9 protein-coding genes and 1 riboswitch are annotated in these 21,353 nt (G+C 36.1%); of the genes, 3 read left to right on the top strand and 6 right to left on the bottom strand.

Features of this window, described 5'->3' with window-relative positions:
- Window positions 1–191: 191 nt before the first annotated feature.
- The 5 genes from AC07XN_RS09300 to AC07XN_RS09320 form a co-directional block, all read right to left on the bottom strand.
- A complete protein-coding gene (locus AC07XN_RS09300; protein WP_494742833.1) occupies window positions 192–2,501 on the bottom strand; it encodes an efflux RND transporter permease subunit in 2,310 nt (769 codons plus the stop codon).
- A 202-nt stretch (window positions 2,502–2,703) separates the two neighbouring features.
- Window positions 2,704–3,000, bottom strand: a complete 297-nt coding sequence (locus AC07XN_RS09305) for a hypothetical protein (RefSeq protein ID WP_494742834.1) — start codon at window positions 2,998–3,000, stop codon at window positions 2,704–2,706.
- Between the two features lie 222 nt (window positions 3,001–3,222).
- Window positions 3,223–4,338 (bottom strand): efflux RND transporter periplasmic adaptor subunit, encoded by a 1,116-nt coding sequence (locus AC07XN_RS09310; protein WP_309923824.1) that lies wholly within the window; start codon window positions 4,336–4,338, stop codon window positions 3,223–3,225.
- 78 nt (window positions 4,339–4,416) lie between these two features.
- On the bottom strand, window positions 4,417–7,695 hold the full coding sequence (locus AC07XN_RS09315) for an efflux RND transporter permease subunit (protein ID WP_494742835.1): 3,279 nt from the start codon (window positions 7,693–7,695) through the stop codon (window positions 4,417–4,419).
- 2 nt (window positions 7,696–7,697) lie between these two features.
- A complete protein-coding gene (locus tag AC07XN_RS09320; RefSeq protein ID WP_494742836.1) occupies window positions 7,698–9,098 on the bottom strand; it encodes a TolC family protein in 1,401 nt (466 codons plus the stop codon).
- Window positions 9,099–9,458: 360 nt separating this feature from the next.
- On the opposite strand from AC07XN_RS09320, the gene AC07XN_RS09325 reads away from it, so the two are divergent.
- Window positions 9,459–11,294 carry an alkaline phosphatase gene (locus tag AC07XN_RS09325; RefSeq protein ID WP_494742837.1) on the top strand — a complete coding sequence of 612 codons (1,836 nt, stop codon included), beginning with the start codon at window positions 9,459–9,461 and terminating at the stop codon, window positions 11,292–11,294.
- Window positions 11,295–11,364: 70 nt separating this feature from the next.
- On the top strand, window positions 11,365–14,730 hold the full coding sequence (locus tag AC07XN_RS09330; protein WP_494742838.1) for a DEAD/DEAH box helicase: 3,366 nt from the start codon (window positions 11,365–11,367) through the stop codon (window positions 14,728–14,730).
- A 334-nt stretch (window positions 14,731–15,064) separates the two neighbouring features.
- Here AC07XN_RS09330 and metE read toward each other — a convergent pair whose 3' ends face one another.
- On the bottom strand, window positions 15,065–17,395 hold the full coding sequence (metE, locus tag AC07XN_RS09335) for a 5-methyltetrahydropteroyltriglutamate--homocysteine S-methyltransferase (RefSeq protein WP_494742839.1): 2,331 nt from the start codon (window positions 17,393–17,395) through the stop codon (window positions 15,065–15,067).
- A 205-nt stretch (window positions 17,396–17,600) separates the two neighbouring features.
- A riboswitch (cobalamin riboswitch) is annotated at window positions 17,601–17,818 on the bottom strand.
- Window positions 17,819–18,212: 394 nt separating this feature from the next.
- On the opposite strand from metE, the gene AC07XN_RS09340 reads away from it, so the two are divergent.
- Entirely contained in the window at window positions 18,213–21,272 is a 3,060-nt protein-coding gene (locus AC07XN_RS09340; RefSeq protein WP_494742840.1) for a SusC/RagA family TonB-linked outer membrane protein, read from the top strand.
- Window positions 21,273–21,353 lie beyond the last annotated feature (81 nt).

Below are 21,353 nucleotides of genomic sequence, written 5' to 3' on the forward strand. Positions count from 1 at the left end.
ATGCACAACGAATTCCTACTGTTTGAGCGGAGCGAGGCGGTTCGCCGCTGCGATTAGGAATTCTTGATTTTCTTTTGTTACTTTTCTTTTATCAAGAAAAGAAAAGTAAGGACAAGGCGATAATAAATTCAATACTTCTAAAACTCATTATTCTCAAGAAAAATTTGGAATGATTAATATTTCAATAAACCTTATTTCTTTTTCTGATATTCAGCGATTGTTAATAACAAAGAGGGTAATAATATTAAGTTAGTAATCATCGCTACTAAAAGCGTAATAGAAACCATTACACCCATTGCTGCAGTACCTCCAAAGCTTGATACTGCGAAAATCGAGAAGCCACAGAAAAGGATAATGGCAGTATAAATCATACTTAAACCTGTACCGAAAATACTGTTGGTGATGGCTTGTGACACAGTATGTCCTTTTTCATATAATTCCTGACGGTACCTTGTTAAGAAATAAACCGTTCCATCTGAAGCAATACCGAAAGTAATACTGAATACTAAAATAGTAGAAGGCTTAAAGTGAATATCTAAAAAGCCCATCAATCCCGCTGTCAGTGCCAAGGGAATTAAACAAGGAAGTTTTGATAGAATAATTACAGGAATAGAACGGAATAAAACCATTCCTACAACAGCGATTAAGCCAATGGCAATCAATAAGCTTTCGTATAGATTCGATAATAAATAATCATTACTCTTCAAGAAAACCAAACTATGACCCGTAAGGCTTACTTTATATTCTTTAGGGTCAAAAATAGCATCAACTTGTGGGCGAATTTCATCAATAAGCTCTTTCATGCGCAAGGAGCCAACATCTGCCATTTGGAAACTGATACGCGTAACGCTTTTATCTTCATTCAAAAACGATTTGAATTGCTTAGATGATGCACTGCCATTTTGTACAAATTCCGTTAGTTTAGAAAGTTCCAACACGTTTGGCAGGATAAAATACTTGGCTTCGCCGCCTTTATAAGATTGATACAGGAATCTAGTAGCTTCTACAATCGACAAAGGCTTTGAGAACTCTTTATAAGCACGCATTTTGTTTTGTAAAGCCTTTATTTTGTATAATGTTTGAGCCTGATTATCAAAAATGCCGTTAGGTCTTTTGGTATCAATCATGATTTCAAAAGGTAAAACACCATTGAAATTCTTTTCAAAAAACCTTAAATCGGTATAGATGGGGTCATTTTTAGGTAAATCATCTACTACATAACCAATTACTTGTACTTTGGTAATACCATAAGCAGAAATTAAGACTACCACAAAAACTGCCGAATAAATGGCACTTCGCTTGTTATGTACCAAGTAATTGATTTTAGACAAAAATGTATTAATCCATTTTACCTCTAAATGCTTTAAGTGGCGAGACTTCGGCAGTCCCATATAGAATAATGCAATCGGAATTAAAGAAATACAAATAAGGTAAGTAATGATGACATTAAGGGCCGCAATTACTCCAAATTCAACTAAAAGGCTACTATTAGTAAAGTAAAAAACACCAAAACCAATGGCCGTAGTAACGTTTGCCAAGAAGGTAGAAAGCCCAATACCCGTAACCATATTGGTCAAGGCAACGTCTTTATTGCCATGTGACACTAATTCAGCTTGGTATTTATTAATTAAAAAGATGGCATTCGGAATCCCGATTACAATTAATAATGGTGGAATAAGCCCTGTAAGAATCGTGATTTTATAACCCAATAATTGGAGTGTTCCTAGTGAAAAGATTACCCCAATCAATACTACAAAAATAGATAGGATAGTGAAACGAATAGAACGGAAGAAGAACCAAAGAATGAAACCCGTAATCAAAATGGCTAAACCCATAAAAAGCTTCATTTCTTTAGAGACTTTCAGCATGGTGGCCGTTCGAATAAAAGGCATACCCGAATAGTGTAATTCTGTGTTAGTCTTTATTGAAAAATCATTCGCTATTTTTTTGATCTGATTTACAATGGCAATTCTTTTAGAAGAATTCAATGTTTTTTCATTGAAGGTAATAGCCATCAAAGCCGTGTTAGTTTCATGATTGATAACCATGCCTTCATAGAACTTCAATGCTAATACTTTTTTCTGAATAGAATCGAGCTCCGCCTGTGATATCGTCGAACTACTATGAATCGGGACTACTTCAAATTTTTTGAGAGAATCATTTCGTTTCAGTTCGTATAGATTAGCGATTGAAATGATATTTTTGATACCTTCTAAACGCTTAATGTCTTCTGTAAGCTTAACTAATTGTTGATACTTTTCTAATTCAAAAAGTTTGGGTGATTGCCAGCCAATCACCATGATGCTACCATCTTCGCCAAATCTTTTACGAAAATCTTGGTATTCCTTTTCGATAGGGTCGTATGAAGGTAAAATCCTTGCTATTTCATACGAGAGCTCAATTTTACTAGCTTCAAAACCCATAAAAACAGTTGAACTAAGAATGATTCCTATCCAAAGAAGGCGATATTGGATGATTAATTTGGCAATTGTATTCCACATAATAATATGATTTTGGAACCCTGATGTATTACAAAAGGATTATTTCCTGAATAAAATATTCAGGGGAAACTAATGGTTGCTTTTTATTTTAGGTGTTGTGCTAAATTAAGAAAAGCGATAAATTGATAAAACTAATGATTGAATAACGAAAACAATCAAAGTCATTGTAAAGATTTTATGAAATTGTTTAAAATTAAAGACCTCACGGAGCATTTTTTGCGATAAAATGCTCAAATAAAATTTGATAGAAATGATATCTAAAAAGTGATGCTGATTCAAATTGGAGGGCTAATGGCGAAATATTGCTAAGAGAATAAATCGAAGGAAAAATCTCACGGTGAGCATCAACGCCATTTAAGTCAAGAAATATGCGAATGTTAGCATTGATATGATGGCGTTCGCTAGGGCTATCAAATTTGTGTTTATTTTTACCAAAATGATGTGCTTGTTGTACCGAAAGCGTTAGTCCATAAACCGAAAACATAAGTATCTGACACACCAAGAATGTGCTAAATAACCGTATTATGAAAGATTTTTTTTGCATATCAGGATGCAAAAATACAGTGTTTTTTGTTAGAAGCAATGAGTCTTACTTTAGGATTTTTAGACTTTAGGATTTTGGGACTTTAAGATTGTTGGACTTATATGACTTTAAGTTAAAAGATTTTGTTTTGTGTGTATTCTTTTAGTCCTCCAGTCCAAAAATCCTAAAGTCTCAAACTTATTTCTTAATCTTCACTTCAACGCCTTCTCTGATTTCCTCAGTAGCTACTTTTGCTAATTGGTCGCCTTCTGATAAGTCTCCATAGATTTCTACTTTGCCATCTGCCTCTCTTCCTTTTCTTACTTCTACCCAAACAGCTTTGTTATCTACAATTTTCACAACGAATACTTTTTCTGGAGCATTCGCGACAGCAGCTTTAGGAACCACAAAGGTCTTTTCTGTAGCAGGGAAGGATATTTTTACTTCGGCAACCATACCTGGCAATAGTTTCTTGCTACTATTGTCAATGTCCATTTCAATTCGTTCTGAGCGGAATTTTGTATCTAATGCTCCTGCTACACGATTGATTTTAGCCTTGAACACTTCACTTGGAAATGCTTTTACGGTGAAAGTTATCTCATTTTTTTCGCCTAAATATGAAGTATAAGCTTCTGGAATTAATACAATTAAACGTAATTTTTTCTGGTCTTGTAAAGTAAACAGTGGAAACTCAGAGCCTTTTCCTGAAGGACCTACATAAGCCCCCACACTAATATTACGAGCAGTGATAAAACCATTAAAAGGGGCTCTGATTTCTAGATAGTTCTTGTTATCTGCAATTTCTTTATAGCTTGATTTAGCCGCATCCAATTGTGCAAAATCAGCATTTTTGCGTGCTAAAGCTTGGTCTAAATCGTTTGGAGAAATCGTCCCTGGCGTTTTACTGGTTTGTAAAAGACGGTCATAATTAGCTTTACTAGCTGCATATATCGCTTCTTGTGATTGTAACCTTGATGCTGAAGTTGCTAGTTGGGCTGATAATTCTGGTGCTTCCATCGTGACCAATAATTGTCCTTCTCTTACCTCTGAGCCAACATCTACATTCATTTTCTTGACAAAACTGTTTACTTTGGCATACAAATCAACGCTATGTTTGGCGATTAATTCTCCTGGAATTTGAATATTGGTTGACATCATTCCTTTTTCCAAAGAAAAAGTTTCTATGCTATGCACCGTTGGAGCTTGTGTCTTCTCTTCTTTTTTAGCTTCGGAAGAACCACAACTGTTTAAAAGTATTGTGGCCGTAAAGAAGCCAGCTATAGTAAAAATGGAATTGATAGCTTTTGATTTCATGGTCTTATTTTTTAGCTGTAAGCTAAAAGCTTTGAGCCTTTAGCTTTTAAGTTATATCTATGTCTCTGATAACGTTAACTAATTACCAATGTCTCTTTTATAAATCGTAGGAATATAGTGTTTGCTTTCCTCATCTTCTGGGTCTAATGAAACAGACTCTATCGATGTTTTCTCTTGGAACCAAGCAAATACCAAAGGCAGGATAATTAATGCTGCAAAGGTTGAGGCAATTAACCCACCAATAACGGCACGTGCCAATGGTGAAGTTTGGTCGCCACCTTCGCCTAAACCAGAAGCCATTGGAATCATCCCTACTACCATGGCCACACTCGTCATTAAAATAGGGCGAATTCTTAAGGCAGCCGCTTCTTTGGCTGCTTCCAAAGCATTGCCTGTGACTTTTCTTAATTGTTCGGCATTAGTAATCAATAAAACAGCATTGGCAATAGATACCCCAACCGACATGATGATACCCATATAAGATTGCAAGTTCAAGGTAGAGTTGGTTAATCTCAACATCACCAACGAGCCTAGTACTACGGCTGGAATAGTGGTAAGAATTACGATAGATACTTTGAATGACTGGAAGTTTGCAGCAAGCATCAAGAAAATAACAATAATAGCTACTAATAATCCTGATTGTAAACTATCTAACGTTTCTGTCAAAACCTTACTCAAACCAATTGGCTCAATGGTTAATCCACGAGGTAATTCTCCTAGTGAAGCAATGGCTTTACTCACATCTTCCGTTGCTGTTCCTAAATCCTTTTTGTATAAATTGGCTGTTACCGAAAGCGTAGGCATAGCGCCTAAGTTATCATTTTCACCATAAATGGTATCACTTTGAATCGTGGCAACATCACTTAGAATAGGCCTTGCTGAGTTTTTCAACAAAGCAATTTCTCCGATATCACCTACACTCGTCATTTTGTTTTCAGGAATTTGTACTTGCACACTGTAAGTCAATCCTGATTTTTCATCTACCCAAACACTTTTGTCTGTATATCGCGAAGAAGAAGTTGAGGCTGTGAGCGTTCTAGAAATATCGTTCATATCAACGCCCAATTGCGAAGCCCTAACACGGTCGATATTAATGTTAATGGCTGGGTACTTGATAGGCTGTCCTAACTGTACATCACGCAAATAGCTAATCTGACTTAGTTTTTCGATAAGCTTCTTAGCATATTCTTCATTGTTCTTCTTGCTTCTACCAGCCAAACGCACTTCAATAGGCGTTGGAGAACCTTGACTTAATATTTTTTCAGTCAATTCGATAGGTTCAAAAGAAAGCTTCAAATCTGGAATAGTAGCTTTGATTCTTTTTCTAAAGTCATCTTTTAATTCCTCTAAATCAGTTTCATATTCTTCATTTAACTGAACTTGTAAAACTGCTTCTTGAGGGCCACTCATGAATAAGTAAATCGGGCTCGTCGAGAAAAGTCCAGGGTGTTGCCCTATGAATGATGATGTAATGGAAATATTTTCTTTACCCACCATTTTTTCAAGAATGGCAATCGATTGAATCAATTTCTGTTCCGTCCGTTCAATTCTTGTTCCTTCTTTGGCACGTAAGCGTACTTGAAATTGTCCACCATTAGTTTTTGGCAAAACATCTCTACCAATCGTACTTAGAAATAAAAAGGCTGCTCCTGAAATAATGACTAAGTAACCAACCACCACGAGTTTACGAAAAGGAATAATTCTTTCAAGGAATGATAGGAAAGAATTTCTGAATCGGTCGAATAAACTTAGTTTTTTAGTAGGATGCTCCACATAACCTTTCTTCTGTGTAATCTGGTTAAATTCTGATTCAACAGTAATATTAGAGGCAATAAAATCCTCGTTATCGTGCAAGTTGGTGGTATGCTGATTTTCATGTTTATGTCCTTTCATAATCCAGTTGGCCATGATAGGTACAAAGGTTTGTGATAAAAGAAAGGAAACCAACATCGAAAATCCAATGGCTAGTGCCAACGGTAAGAACAATGCACCTGGGATACCCGTCATCGTGAAAGCAGGAGCGAATACCGCTAAAATACAGAAAAGAATCAAGAGCTTTGGAAAGGCGATTTCTTTACAGGCATCCCATATCGCCAATGCCTTGGGCTTACCGAGGTCTAAATGTTGGTGAATATTCTCAATGGTCACCGTTGACTCATCGACCAAAATACCAATGGCCAGTGAAAGACCACTCAACGTCATGATATTAATAGATTGTCCACTTAGTTGCAAAAATAGTACCCCAGCAATAACTGACGTTGGAATTGTTAGAATTACAATCAAAGCACCACGGGCATCCCCTAAAAACAATAAAACCATTAAACCTGTTAAGATGGCACCAATGGCACCTTCGGACATCAAGCTTTTTACAGCGTTGATAACATAAACAGATTGGTCGAACTCATAAGAGAGTTTTACATCTTCTGGCAAAAGACTTTGTAAGCGAGGGAGGTTCTTTTTAAGGTTTTGAACAACTTCCCAAGTAGAGGCAGTAGATGATTTGGTAATGGCCAGATATACAGAACGTTTGCCATTGATTAAAGCATAACTCCCTGTAATATCAGCACCGTCTTCAACTACGGCAACATCACGCATATAAAGGTTTTGTACACCCCCTTTGAATAAAGGAATGTTTTCAAAATCTTTAATGGTTTTAATGGTTGTGTTGGCAGGCGTAATGTAATTATAATTACCAACTCGCACGTTTCCAGAAGGAGAAGTTTGGTTATTAAGACGAATGGCTTCAACAATTTGGTCGACCGTCATATTATGCGACCGCATCAGTTCTGGGTCAGCTTTGATGACTACCGTTCGCACGTTTCCTCCAAACGGAGCAGGAGAAATTAACCCCGGAATGGATGTAAAAGAGGAACGGATGTATGTATTGGCAAGGTCTGATAATTCATTATTCGACCGTATCGGGCTACTTAGTACTAATTGCCCTACGGGTAGTGTAGAAGCATCGAAACGCAAAATAAAAGGCGGTTGCGAGCCTGGCGGGAAAATAGCTTGGGCTCGGTTACTAAAGGCTGAAACCTCTGCTGCGGCCTGGGCCATATTAGTCCCTTGATAAAAAGTAAGTTTCATCAAGGTTAAGCCTTGTATGTTTTTGGTTTCTATACTTTTAACCCCTGAAACATATAATAAAAGATTGACATACTGACGCCCGAAAAAAGACTCCATTTGTGTAGGCGTATAACCACCAAATGGGTGAGAGATATAAATTACGGGCATATTCATATCTGGGAAAATATCAATTTTGATATTCCGAATGGCATTGATACCAAAGAATAACAAGCCCGCTACTAATACAAGTATTGTGATAGGTTTGCGTAAAGCTGTTTTAATTAAATTCATTATTATCTGGCTTGTTTGATGAGTAAATCGAAATCTCCGTTGCTGGCTGCTTTAAGGACTAAAGCTTGCCAAACATTGGCATAAGCTACACTGATATTGGTTTCGGCTCTGTTCAATACAAACAAAGCTTGCGTGAGGTCGATGATGTTTGAAAGTCCGTTTTTATACAATGTTGCTTTTTGTTCATAAGCATTGCGGGCGGCCTCTAACTGAATAGGAGATTCTTTATAAGCAAGCAAAGCATTTTCGATGCGTTGGTCTGCTAAAATCATCTGACTTTCTAATTGATTTTCCGTCAAATCATATTCGCTTTTTAAACCTTCGCTAATAAATTGTTGCGCTTTGATTTGGTGATTGATTTTAGTCGGTGACATAAAATTCCAGAACATTCCTGCGCCTACAATGAAATTACTTCTAGAAGGAGCAATGCCTGAAAAATAACTTTGGTCAACATGATGATTATCAGGAGAATAGTCATAGTCAAATCCAGAAGCTTTAGACTGAAAAGCACCGAATAAGCTGATAACTGGCAACTTGTTTCTACTCAATAGTTTTTGCGTATTATTAGCGATTACAATACGAGATTTAAGGAACAGCAACGTTGGGTTATTTTCAATGGCTAAAGATGAACCAAGTTGACTAGGAATTTTAGTGAAATACAGGCTATCTAATTGGAAATGTTTAGCCGATGTATTTAATAAAATAGCTAATTGATTACTTGCCTGTATTTCAAGGTTTTGTGCATCAATCTGGCTAAGTTTCGCATTAGAAACTTCCGCATTAGCAATGGAAGAATCTACACCTGCATTCAGCCCACTTAAAGTTCTAGCTTTAATTACTTCACGCAAGGCCACTACTCTTTTATGGTTTTGTTGGCTGATTTCTACAAATTTTTGTGCCGCCAATAGATTAAAATATGCTGCCGTAATTTTGATAGTATGGGCAAACTTTTCTTGCAAAACATCTAAAGAATCTCTTGCGACTTGCGACTTGGCGACATCTACCGTAGCTTTTAAACGACCAAAGGTATAAACATCCCAATTGACATTAGAGGCATACAAAGCTCCGAAAGCCGTATTCCAGTTTTGGCTTGCTGAGCTAGGGCCAGATGCAGCCATCCCTACACCTTTATAAGAATATAGCGAGCCGAACTGACCATTTGCCGTACCGTAATTATTTTGAATTGCCACGTTTACATCAGGCAGAAACTGCTTTTGAGCATTTATTACCAAGGCTTGTGAAGCTTTTAGATAACTATTTTTGGCTTTAATAGAATTGTAATTTTCTAAGCCAAGCTGAATCGCATCTGTTAATTTCAAGAAATGGTCTTGTGCAAGTGAAAACCTGCAAGGCAACAGAAAGGCAAAAAATAATAAAATGCGTTGGTATTTTATTTGAATCATAATATTAAGTATTGCTATTGAATGGAAGTGTTCATGCTGATAGTCTATTTGGTTGACCAAATATATTCAAACATTTTGGTTTGCTTTATAGGCTATTGTATCATTTTGATATATTTATAAGCTGTTTGGAAATATATTACCCTTGAAAAAAACGGGAATAGAATGTTTCTTAGAAAAAATAAAAAAATATAAATAAATCAAGAATTGGTTAATTTTACGTCTTACTTAAATAATATCTTTTCTCTTTTGAAAGTTCATCGTAATGGTCGTATTAACTGATTGATTAATTTACAGATAACGATTTCCTAACATTAGAAGGATAATTTTGAACTTTTAACAATCTTCATTGCTATCAATAATATGAAAAGACACATCCTCCTTTTTTTACTCTTTACTATCGCAACAAAGGCCTTGGCTCAACCCATGAGCTATTCTATGAAAAACACCCATGCACATAATGATTATCTGCATGATTTACCTTTTTATGAAGCATACGCCTTACATTTTGGGATGATTGAAGCCGATGTTTTCAAGCAAGGAGAAGAATTGGTCGTGGCTCATGAAAAAGAATCAATAAAATTAAATCGTACTTTGAAGGCTTTATACCTTGAACCATTATTGAAGCAAATCAATCAGAATAATGGTAAAGCTTATCAAGACGGACAACGCCTACAGTTATTAATTGACATCAAAGAAGATGGAGCAGAAGCCTTGAAGCTTTTAGAAATACAATTAAAGCCTTATCGTAATTATTTTGATGTAAAGCATAATCCTAATGCCGTTCAGATTGTTATCAGTGGTGATATGCCATCAAGTACAGATTTTGATAAATTTGATGATATTTTCTACTTCGATGGTCGCCCTAGACAAAGCTATTCGCCTAAAAGTTTTGAAAGAGTAGCTTTGATCAGCACTAGTATCACAGACTTTACACGCTGGAATGGTAAGGGTTTGATTACAGCACCGCAGTATCTAAAGATTAAGAATTTTGTTGATTCTGTTCATCACATCGGAAAGCAAGTTCGGTTTTGGGCAGTACCCAATTCGCTTACGGCTTACAAAGCTTTAATGAAATTAGAGGTTGATTATATAGGGTCGGATAATTTATCAGAATTGGCGAACTATATTAAAAACTTAACGGCTTTTTCTGGCAAGCCTATTGCTCAACACATTCCATATTTGCCTACCTATCAATCAGATGGAATAAAGAAGCCTTCTAAGAATGTGATTTTCTTGATTGGTGATGGCATGGGTTTAGCCCAGATTTATAGCGGAATAGCGGCTAATGGTGGAAAATTAAACTGGACGAATTTTAAAAATATTGGTTTCTCTAAAACTAATTCGGCAGATAGCTTTTGTACTGACTCTGCAGCAGGAGCAACAGCTTTTTCAACAGGTGAGAAAACGAATAATCGTTACATTGGGATGAATACCCAACAGCAACCATTAGAAAATATTTCAGAAATTTTAGACAAAAAGAAGATAAAAGTAGGGCTAGTAGTTTCGGAAGAAATAACAGGAGCGACGCCAGCGAGTTTCTATGCTCATGAGCCAGAAAGAGATTGGTTTCAGCTAATTGCTGATGACTTGCCTAAAAGCCCAATTTCATTAACGATTGGGGCTGGTATAGAATCCTTTAGGGCAGAAACATTAGAGAAACTAAGGAAAAAAGGTAAAGTATTTACGACCATTGAAGAACTGAAAAAGGCAAATACGAAAGAGAAAACCTTTGTGTTTGTTGATAAAAATGAAGTGCGTCCTAAACATGAAGGCAGAGGTGAATATCTTTCTGAAGCTTTTGACGCCGCAGTGAAACAATTAGAACGTACTTCTCCAAATGGTTTTTTCTTGATGTTAGAAGGTTCAAAAATTGATTGGGGTGGACATGCCAATCAGTTAAATTATGTTGCCAACGAGATGCTGGATTTTGATAAAGTAATAGGTAAAGCCCTTGAATATGCGGATAAAAATGGAGAAACGACTATCGTAATTACGGCTGACCATGAAACAGGAGGTTTATCATTATTAGATGGCGATTTTAAAACGGGTAAAATAGAAGGGAATTTCAGTACCAACGACCATTCAGGCATCATGGTGCCTGTGGTTGCTTATGGCCCGAATGCACAACTTTTCAGTGGATTTTATGAAAATAATACTATTTTTGAGAAGTTGCTTCAGTGTTTACGGATTAAGTGATGAGCTTCGAGCCGTGAGCTGTAAGCTTTTTTAATGCTCATAACTCACGGCTCAAAGCTTAAAGCCAAATATGCTTTCTTCTCAACTAACATATATTTTTGAAAACTTCAATATTGCAAGTCTTAATTATTTAACGATTTTAAAGCATAGTTCTTCGCTTATTTCTACGGATGAAAAAGGTTTTTTTGACCTTCAACCTGACAAGATTGAACTAAACTTTGCAGAAATACCTGTTTATCTTACTCGGATAGACTTTGTCACTGTTTCCGTTAGGCAAGAAGAGAATGCCATCAAGCTTTCGTGTGAATGTAATGCCCCCATCAAGAATCTCTGTGAACATCAAGTACAAGTATTGCTCAATCTGACTGAACGCCAAAATCTTAGGGTATTTTTTGATGATGCTTTGCGTTATAACAAAATGTTGGCTTTTGCCAAAGATTATGGCTTAGAGCAAGAGAAAAACTTGGATGAATATTTCCAGTTAGAATACAACCCATTCAAGCTTTCCATAAAGCCTAAATTGAAAGAATTAATAGCGGTTAATCAAGCGACAAACTCGCTGTTAAGCACTTCTTTATTGCCACAACCTTTTGAGAAAAACGTGTCTTTGGTTGCTTCAAATGATACAACCAAAAAGATAATTGTGTTGGGGAAACACCGCTATTATGACCATTTGGTTGTAGAATTATATGAAGTCCAAACAACTAAAGATGGGAAGGTAAAGAATCCTCTTAAAACAATTGCCCCCCTTGATTTTGTTTGGAAAACGGCTGATATAGAAGAAATTAAATTTTATTCGAGTATTATCAAATTTCAACAACCTAATCAAGAAAAATCATCTAAAACACTTTTTGATGGCTTAAAAGCCTTAGCTAAAAATCCACTGAAGTTGGATGTCTTTTTCCATGATGCTAAAGTCTCAGAGAAAATAAATGCTAATACTATTGTTCCGATTGAGTTAAAAACACTCAAAATGGACGTGAAAATGCAGATAGATTATAAAGACATCTTTCATGAAGTTTCGGCTCAATTATTTATCAACGAAAAGGCGTATGAGCTAAAAAATCTATCACTCAAATTTGATTATTTTACCCAAGTAGCCAATACGTTGTATCTGATTGAAAACCCTGATTTTTTAAGAATCATTACTTTTTTCAAGCAGAATAACCATAAAATTTTAGTTCATCATACCAAGTTTGAAGAATTTCAGCACAATATTCTGAACAAGCTTGAACATAAAATACAGGTAAATTATTCCTATATCAGACCCGCAACGCCTGCCCAAATTGAAGAAAATACCTTCGATACAAGTCAGCAAAAAATCATTTATCTGTCTGATTCAGAAGACTATATTTCAATTACGCCAGTAATAAAATATGGCAAAACAGAAGTGCCGATTCTTTCTAAAAAGCAGATTTATGTAAGCGATTTCAATGAGAATGTTTTTCTGTTAGAAAGAGACCATGAGGCTGAAATTCAATTTACAGCCAATTTATTAAAGCAACATCAGGCCTTTGAAGAACAACTAGACCATGAATATTTCTATTTGCATAGAGGACAGTTTTTAGATGAAGGTTGGTTTTTAGATGCTTTTGAAGAATGGCAAAACCAAGGTATTACTATTTTAGGCTTTAATGAGCTCAAAGAAAATAAGCGAAATTATAACAAAATAAGGGTGTCGGTTAGTGTAACGAGTGGTATTCACTGGTTTGAAACTGAACTATCTGTGCGTTATGGAAAACAACAAGTATCTTTAAAACAACTACAGAAATCTGTTAGAAATAGGACTAAATACGTACAATTGGGTGACGGCACTTTAGGTATTTTACCAACAGAATGGATACGACAATTCACAGAATATTTTCAAGAAGGTGTTATTGTTGAAGAGAAGATTCGAGTTCCAAAGAGTAATTTTTCTGAAATAGCAAGGATGTATGATGAAGAGTTTTTAGCGGATGAAGTAAAACGTGAATTGACGATTTATGCTGAAAAACTAAAAACCTTTAAGCAAATTGAGCGTGTAGAGATTCCAAAAGAGCTTCATGCAACGTTAAGGGATTATCAAAAGGAAGGGCTAAACTGGTTAAACTTTCTGGATGAATTTGGTTTTGGAGGGTGTCTGGCAGATGATATGGGTTTAGGAAAAACCATTCAGATTATCGCTTTTATTTTATCTCAGCGGAATAAAAATATTAAAAATACAAACCTGATTGTAGTCCCTACCTCTTTGATATTCAATTGGGAGGCAGAAGTAGCAAAATTTGCACCTTCTATTAAAATACTAAGTGTTTATGGGAGTAACAGAGTAAAGAATACGAAGAGTTTTGATCATTACGAAATCATTCTGACGTCGTACGGAACACTATTATCAGATATTGGTTTCTTGAAAAAGTATCATTTCAATTATGTATTTCTAGATGAATCCCAAGCCATAAAGAACCCAACCTCACAGCGTTATCAAGCGGCTTGCTTATTGTCTTCTCGTAATAAAATCGTTCTGACAGGTACGCCGATAGAAAACAATACTTTTGATTTATTCGGTCAGCTTTCATTTGCATGTCCAGGGCTATTAGGGAGTCGTCAGCATTTTAAAGACCATTATTCTATGCCGATTGATAAGTTTAAAGACCAGAAAAGAGCAAGGCAATTACAGCAGAAAATAAACCCGTTTATTTTACGAAGGACTAAAAAACAAGTTGCCCAAGAATTGCCAGAGAAAACAGAAGTAGTGGTTTATTGCGAAATGGGTGTACAGCAAAGAAAGGTATACGATGCGTATGAAAAGGAGTTTAGAGATTTTTTGAATAACCAGATAGAGGGTGATATTCCTAAAGAGAGTATGCATATTTTAACAGGCTTGACGAAACTCCGCCAAATTTGCGATTCACCTGCTTTATTAAGTGAAGATGAGTTTTATGGGAATGAATCTGCTAAAATAGAAGCCTTGTTGGAAGAAATAGAGAATAAATCTCCTGAACATAAAATATTAGTCTTCTCGCAATTTGTAAGCATGCTTGAATTAATCAGAAAGGAGTTAATTAAGCGAGGAATCTCTTTTGAATACTTAACGGGTGAGACTAAAAATCGTGCTGATAAAGTAAATGAATTTCAGGAGAACGAAGGGGTAAGAGTATTCCTGATTAGCTTGAAAGCAGGAGGAACAGGGCTGAATTTAACAGAGGCTGATTATGTCTATTTAGTTGATCCTTGGTGGAATCCAGCCGTTGAAAATCAGGCAATAGACCGTTGTTATAGGATTGGACAAAAGAAAAACGTAGTGGCTGTCAGACTAATTTGTCCGAATACTATCGAAGAAAAAATTATGCTGTTACAAGCTTCTAAAAATGATTTGGTCAATGATTTAATTAAAACGGATACTGCTATGTTGAAGTCTTTGACGAAAACAGATTTGTTAGCATTAGTAAATGGAAAATAGTAGGAGTGGAATAGTATTCCGCTTTGTTTCTCACATTTAAATAGATAAAAAATGAAGGAATTAGCTATTAATATTGATGAAATAGTAATCAAGCCGATTTTGAGAGGGCATCTACCTTAATTGATGCGTTAGTCGATGCTGACCTTATTGAAGATGAAGTGACAAGAAATAAAGCCTTAGATATTTTAGAGGCAATATCGGTTTTGGCATTAGATTATGAGAAAAAGCACTTCCCAATTGAGAAGCTTGATCCCATTGAATCAAGCAAGCAAAGAATAGAAGTTCTTTTAGCATAAAAAAACAATAAGGCGAGATGAAATCTCGCCCTACGGTTTTAACAAACACCCTCTTTTACTTTTTCTCTTAAAAGCTCAGTAGCTTTAATCATATTTTTTAAGGCTAATTCTGTTTCTGCCCAACGGCGAGTTTTCAAGCCACAATCTGGATTTACCCATAAATTTCTAGCAGGAATATTCACCAAGGCTTTTTCTAACAACACAAGCATTTCCTCTGTTTCTGGTACTCTTGGCGAGTGAATATCATACACCCCTGGCCCGATTTCATTTGGATATTTAAAATCAACAAAAGCATCCAATAGCTCCATTTGTGAACGAGAAGTCTCGATTGTAATCACATCGGCATCCATATCAGCTATGTGTTTGATGATGTCATTAAACTCAGAATAACACATGTGCGTATGAATCTGTGTTTCGTCTTTTACACCCGAGGCACTCAAACGAAATGCTTCTACCGCCCATTGAAGGTAGTATTCCCAATCGGCACGACGCAATGGCAATCCTTCACGAATAGCAGGCTCATCAATTTGGATAACTTTAATACCCGCTTTTTCTAAGTCTAATACTTCATCACGAATGGCCATGGCTATTTGGAAAGCTGTGGTTTTTCGTGCTTGATCGTCTCTTACAAAAGACCATTGCAAAATAGTAATTGGTCCAGTAAGCATGCCCTTCATTAACTTGTCTGTCTTAGATTGTGCGAATTCTGACCAACGGACTGTCATAGCAACTGGGCGTTCTACATCACCATAAATAATAGGCGGTTTTACACAGCGACTGCCATAACTTTGTACCCAGCCATTTTGCGAGAACACATATCCTGATAATTGTTCGCCAAAATACTCCACCATGTCATTGCGTTCAAACTCACCATGAACCAACACATCTAAACCAATTTCTTCTTGCCAACGGATAGACTTTTCAATTGCTACCGCAATTTGTGCATCATATTCTTCTTGAGAAATAACACCTTTTTTAAGATTAGCTCTCAATACACGTACATCATCTGTTTGCGGAAATGAACCAATCGTAGTGGTTGGGAAAAGTGGCAATTTTAACGTTTCTAACTGCAAAGCCTGACGAACCGCAAAAGGACTTGGTCTATGAGCGTCTTGCTCCATTAAAGCTGCTACTCTTGCCTTTACCTGTGGTTTATGAATCAAGGCTGAATCTTTTCTGCCTTGAATAGCCTTTTGATTTTCAGCGAAATGTTGTGCAAAGAAAGGGGCAGATGCTGGCTCAGAAAGCTTTCTTAATACATTTACTTCATTCAATTTTTGCTTGGCAAAAGCCATCCAATTTTTGATTTCTGGAGTAAGTACTTCTTCATTTTGCTCTAAATCCAAATCGCAAGGACTGTGTAGTAAAGAGCAAGAAGGTGCAATCATTACTCTTTCTTGTCCTAATGTATCAATTGCTTTTTGAATCAATGTCAATGATTTAGCATAATCGTTCTTCCAAATATTACGACCATCTACGACACCAAGTGAAAGGATTTTTTCTGTTTGGGCAAAATCTGTTTGCTCAAAAATATCGTCTAACTGCGAAGGACAACGAACTAAATCAAGGTGTAGGGCATCAATATCTAAAGTAGTAGCTACATAAATATTTTCACCAGTACATTCGAAATAGGTTGCTACCAATATATTTAAATTCGGAACGCCCTTTTTGATTTTTTGATAGGCTTGTTGGAATGCTATTTGTTCATTTTCTGTCAAATCTAACATCAAGCAAGGCTCATCTAGTTGTATCCAATTTGCTCCGCGTATTGCCAATTCTTGTAAAATATCAATATAAACAGGTAATAGTTTTTCTAATAAATCTATTCTATCAAAGCCAGCTTCTTTTTCTTTTCCTAATAGCAAGAAAGATACAGGGCCAATCAATACGGGTTTTGTGACAAACCCCATTTGCTTGGCATCTTCAAAATCGATGATGATTTTATCAGAATATCTCTTAAAGTGTTGATTTTTAGTGAATTCTGGAACGATATAATGGTAGTTTGTATCAAACCATTTAGTCATTTCCATGGCTTTAATATCAAGACCGTCACGCTGTACGCCTCTTGCCATCGCAAAATAAATATCTAATTCACGGTTGGTTTGTCCGTCAACCAAAGCATGGTAACGCTCAGGAATAGCCCCGACCAACAAAGCAGTATCAAGGATGTGGTCGTATAAAGAGAAATCATTAGAAGGAATCAATGCTATTCCTGCCTCTTGTTGAAGTTGCCAGTTTTGTCTTTTGATTTGGCGGCCAATCCTAAGCAATTCGTCTTTGGTAGATTTTCCTGCCCAAAATTGCTCGCAAGCACGTTTTAATTCTCTTTTGCTACCGATACGAGGGTAACCCAAATTGTGTGTAAACATAGTAATTGTTGTTTTAAGGTTCGTGCTTTATCAAGTGTTGATAAAGCATTTTGGCGTATTCTAAAACACGCCGAATGGAACTGAAAACACCACACCGTCATGCGTAAAGCATAAGCACACGCTGATTCATTGCTGAAGCAGAGTAATATTCGACAAGTATATTATAAAAATCAATGCGTGAACTAAGCCCTATTTCGTGAGGGAATAGTCATTGAGAAGGTAGGCAAGTCTCCTGACTTGTAACATTTTCTTCACCCTTCTCATTCTTTGAAAAGAACAATGGGCTAAACGGAAGAAAAATCGTTTCTGTTCGAAACCGTTACTTACAGTAGCACGTCTGTTCGTGATTCTCACACGATTCCTTTTTAATTTATGGTGAAAGGTTATTGACTTTCCCTTAAAACCAACCTCCTGATTGACGGGTGTTTACTGAGTTACCGAGCAAAGGTATTAATGATAAATATATAATAGACATATTATCCTTGTATATTTAAATATTTAGATATTTTGATAAGTATATGTATGTTTAATAGATAAAATATATAATAAAATTGTAAAATTTAAACAAAATATCTTTTTAAATTTTCTTCCTTGATTATAAGTTTATCACTCCATTAAAATATCTATCATCGAGGATAGATATTAAGCCATTATTACGAAAAAATCATGTTTTGATAACAATGCCTTTACTTTCCAGAAATCTTACGTGAATAACTTGCACCCTCAATTAAAAAGCAAATCCTTACTTTTTCCTTTTTAATTACAATTTAATTATATTGTGATTAAATATGAAAATTCCATTTACAACAGAACTAAAATGAACACAAAACCTTTTTTTAAGACCCAATCGACGTTGATTCTTGGCGTCTTAGTTGGGGCGACAGTTGGCATTTCTGCTAGTCCAGCTTTTGCCAACAATGCTTCCCTTTTCACAATCAATAAATCGTATACTTATGAAAAAACACTACTAAACAAAACGCTCAAAGAGATTACAGTAAAAGGTAGAGTAATTGATGCTAAAACCAAAGAGCCTTTGGCAGGATGTAATATTCTGGTAAAAGATAGTAAACGTGGAGTGAATGCAGATGCCAATGGTAACTTCAGTATCACCGCTGACGAAAATGCAACGTTAGTATTCACATTTGTTGGTTATGAAAAACAAGAAGTAGCTATTGCAGGGAAAAGTACAATTGAGGTAGCGTTGGTATCGACTGCATCAGACTTAGCACAGGTAGTCGTAATTGGTTACGGAAGTTCAACGAAAAAAGATATTACAGGGTCGGTGAAGTCACTGAAAAGTGCAGAATTCAACCAAGGAATTATTAACTCGCCTGAACAACTGTTACAAGGTAAAGTGTCGGGTGTAAATGTTACCTCTGCCAGTGGCGAACCCGGAGGAGTACAAAATATCAGTGTTCGTGGGCCAGGTGGTGTAAGAACAGGAAGTACGCCACTTTTTGTGGTAGATGGTTTGGCTTTGGATAACTCAAGTAGTGGCGGAGCAACCAACCCTCTTAACTTTTTGAACCCTCAGGATATTGAATCAATAGATGTTTTAAAAGATGCTTCGGCAACAGCTATTTATGGTTCAAGAGGTGCAAATGGGGTAATCTTGATTAGTACTAAAAAAGGGAAAGCTGGTTTTTCTTCTTTCAATTATTCTACTAGTTATGGTTTTTCTACGATGGCGAGGGCTTTACCTGTTTTCTCGGCAGATGAATACCGTAAACAAGTTCCTGCAGTAGGTGGTGTGTTAGAAGATTTGAAAGCATCAACTGATTGGCAAAAAGAAATTTCAAGAACAGCACTTACTAAAAACCATAACATCTCATTAGGTGGTGGTGCTGATAAACTTACTTATTATGCTTCATTTGGGCTTCAGAATCAAGAAGGTATTTTGAAAAACAATCAACTAGATCGTTATACGGGCCGTATTAATGTAACACAAAAATTATTAGACGACCGTATCAGCATTGATGTAAACTTAAACGCTACTAATACTAATAACGAACGTCCTCCAATCTCAGGGATTATTGGTACAGCTATTTCTACCAATCCTACTTATCCTGCTTACGATGATAAAGGACAACCTTATTCTTATGTAAATGGTGTAAACCCATTGACTACTTTGAAGTTAGAGAAAGACGTTACTTCTATTACGCGTATCATCGGAAATATCTCTCCTTCTATCAAAATCATTGATGGCTTAGTATATAAATTGAACTTTGGGATTGATAATTCAAGCTCATCTCGTGATTTACAATCATTGGCAAGTGCAGTGCCTTTGCAAGATGGTCGTTTAGAGACAATCAATATTACTAATACCAACCGTTTGATTGAAAACTATTTGACTTATACAAAGGCTATTAAAGACCATAGCTTCTCAGCTTTAGTAGGACATTCGTATCAAAAATTCATGTTCCGCGGACGTTCTTATAGTATTAACAAATTCCCTATTTCAGACATCGAGCCTATCTATAATCCAGGATTAGGACAAGACCTTACGTTGGCAAACAACAAGCCAACAGGTTATGCGACTAACGATGAATTACAGTCGTTTTTCTCAAGAGTAAACTATCAGTTTAAAGACAAATATTTATTAACTGCTACTTTAAGGGTAGATGGTTCTTCAAAATTTGGAGCAAACAATAAATATGGTGTTTTCCCTTCTTTCTCGGCAGGTTGGAGAATCTCTGAAGAAGAATTCTTAAAAGGTTCTGCTTTCAGTAATTTAAAAGTAAGAGCAGGTTGGGGACGTACTGGTAACCAAGAAATTCCTTCAAAAATTACTCAGGCTAGATTTACTTCAGTGGTTTCTGCGGGTACTTCTTATCCATTAACAGAAACAGGAGCATATCCTGCTGGAACATCTTATACGAGATTAGCCAACCCAAATATTCAATGGGAGCAATCTACACAAACAGATATCGGTATTGATTTTGGCTTCTTGAATGGTGCTTTGACGGGTACAATTGATGCTTTCAATAAAGTATCTGGAGATATTTTGTTAGAAGTAATTCCAGCTGACCCAGTTCAGCCAGCAGGTACATTCTGGACGAATGTAAACAACATGACAATTACCAACAAAGGGTTAGAATTAGAATTGAACTACCGTCGTGCATCAGCAAGTGGTTTTACGTATGAAGTAGGTGGAAACATTACTTTTATTGATAATGTTGTTAAAAACTCACCTTACTCAGTTATCCCTTCAGGTTCTGCTTCTGGTTCTGGTTTGACTTCGGCTACTATTAATGGTTATGTGAGCGGTCAACCAATAGGTACGTTCTTCTTGAAAGAATTTACAGGATTTGATGATAAAGGAATCAGCACTTTCCGTGACGTAGATGGAGATGGAATCGTTACTGATAAAGACCGTATTGCAGCAGGAAGTGCATTACCAACCAAGCAATTTAACTTCTTTGGTCGTGCAAACTATAAGGGTTTTGACTTGTCGATTAACTTCAATGGTGTTGCTGGTAACAAAGTGTATGACAATACAGCTAATGCCAACTTCTATAAGTTAAGACTATCAAAAGGAATTAACACTACAGCCGAAGCCATTGCTTCAAGTAATGAATCAGTTAACAACTCAGCTCCAGTTTCTACAAGATACTTGAAAGACGGTGCTTTCCTTCGTTTGAATAACTTGACTTTAGGTTATAATGTAAATACTAAAGCATTGGGTATTAACAAATGGGTATCTACATTGAGACTTTCGGTAACAGGTCAGAACCTAGCAGTATTTACTAAATATGATGGCTATGACCCTGAAGTAAACACAGACAGAACTGTTAATGGTATTACTTCTTACGGAATCGACTATTTAAGTTATCCAAAAGCTAGATCAGTTATTTTTGGCTTAAATATTTCATTCTAATTGACAGAACTGTTATCTGTTCAATCTTTGGTTTATGTGATGATTGAGAATAATTCATTTTCAAATCTTCAAATCACCAAA

The organism is Arcicella sp. GW458-12-2-14-TSB2 (assembly GCF_059423785.1).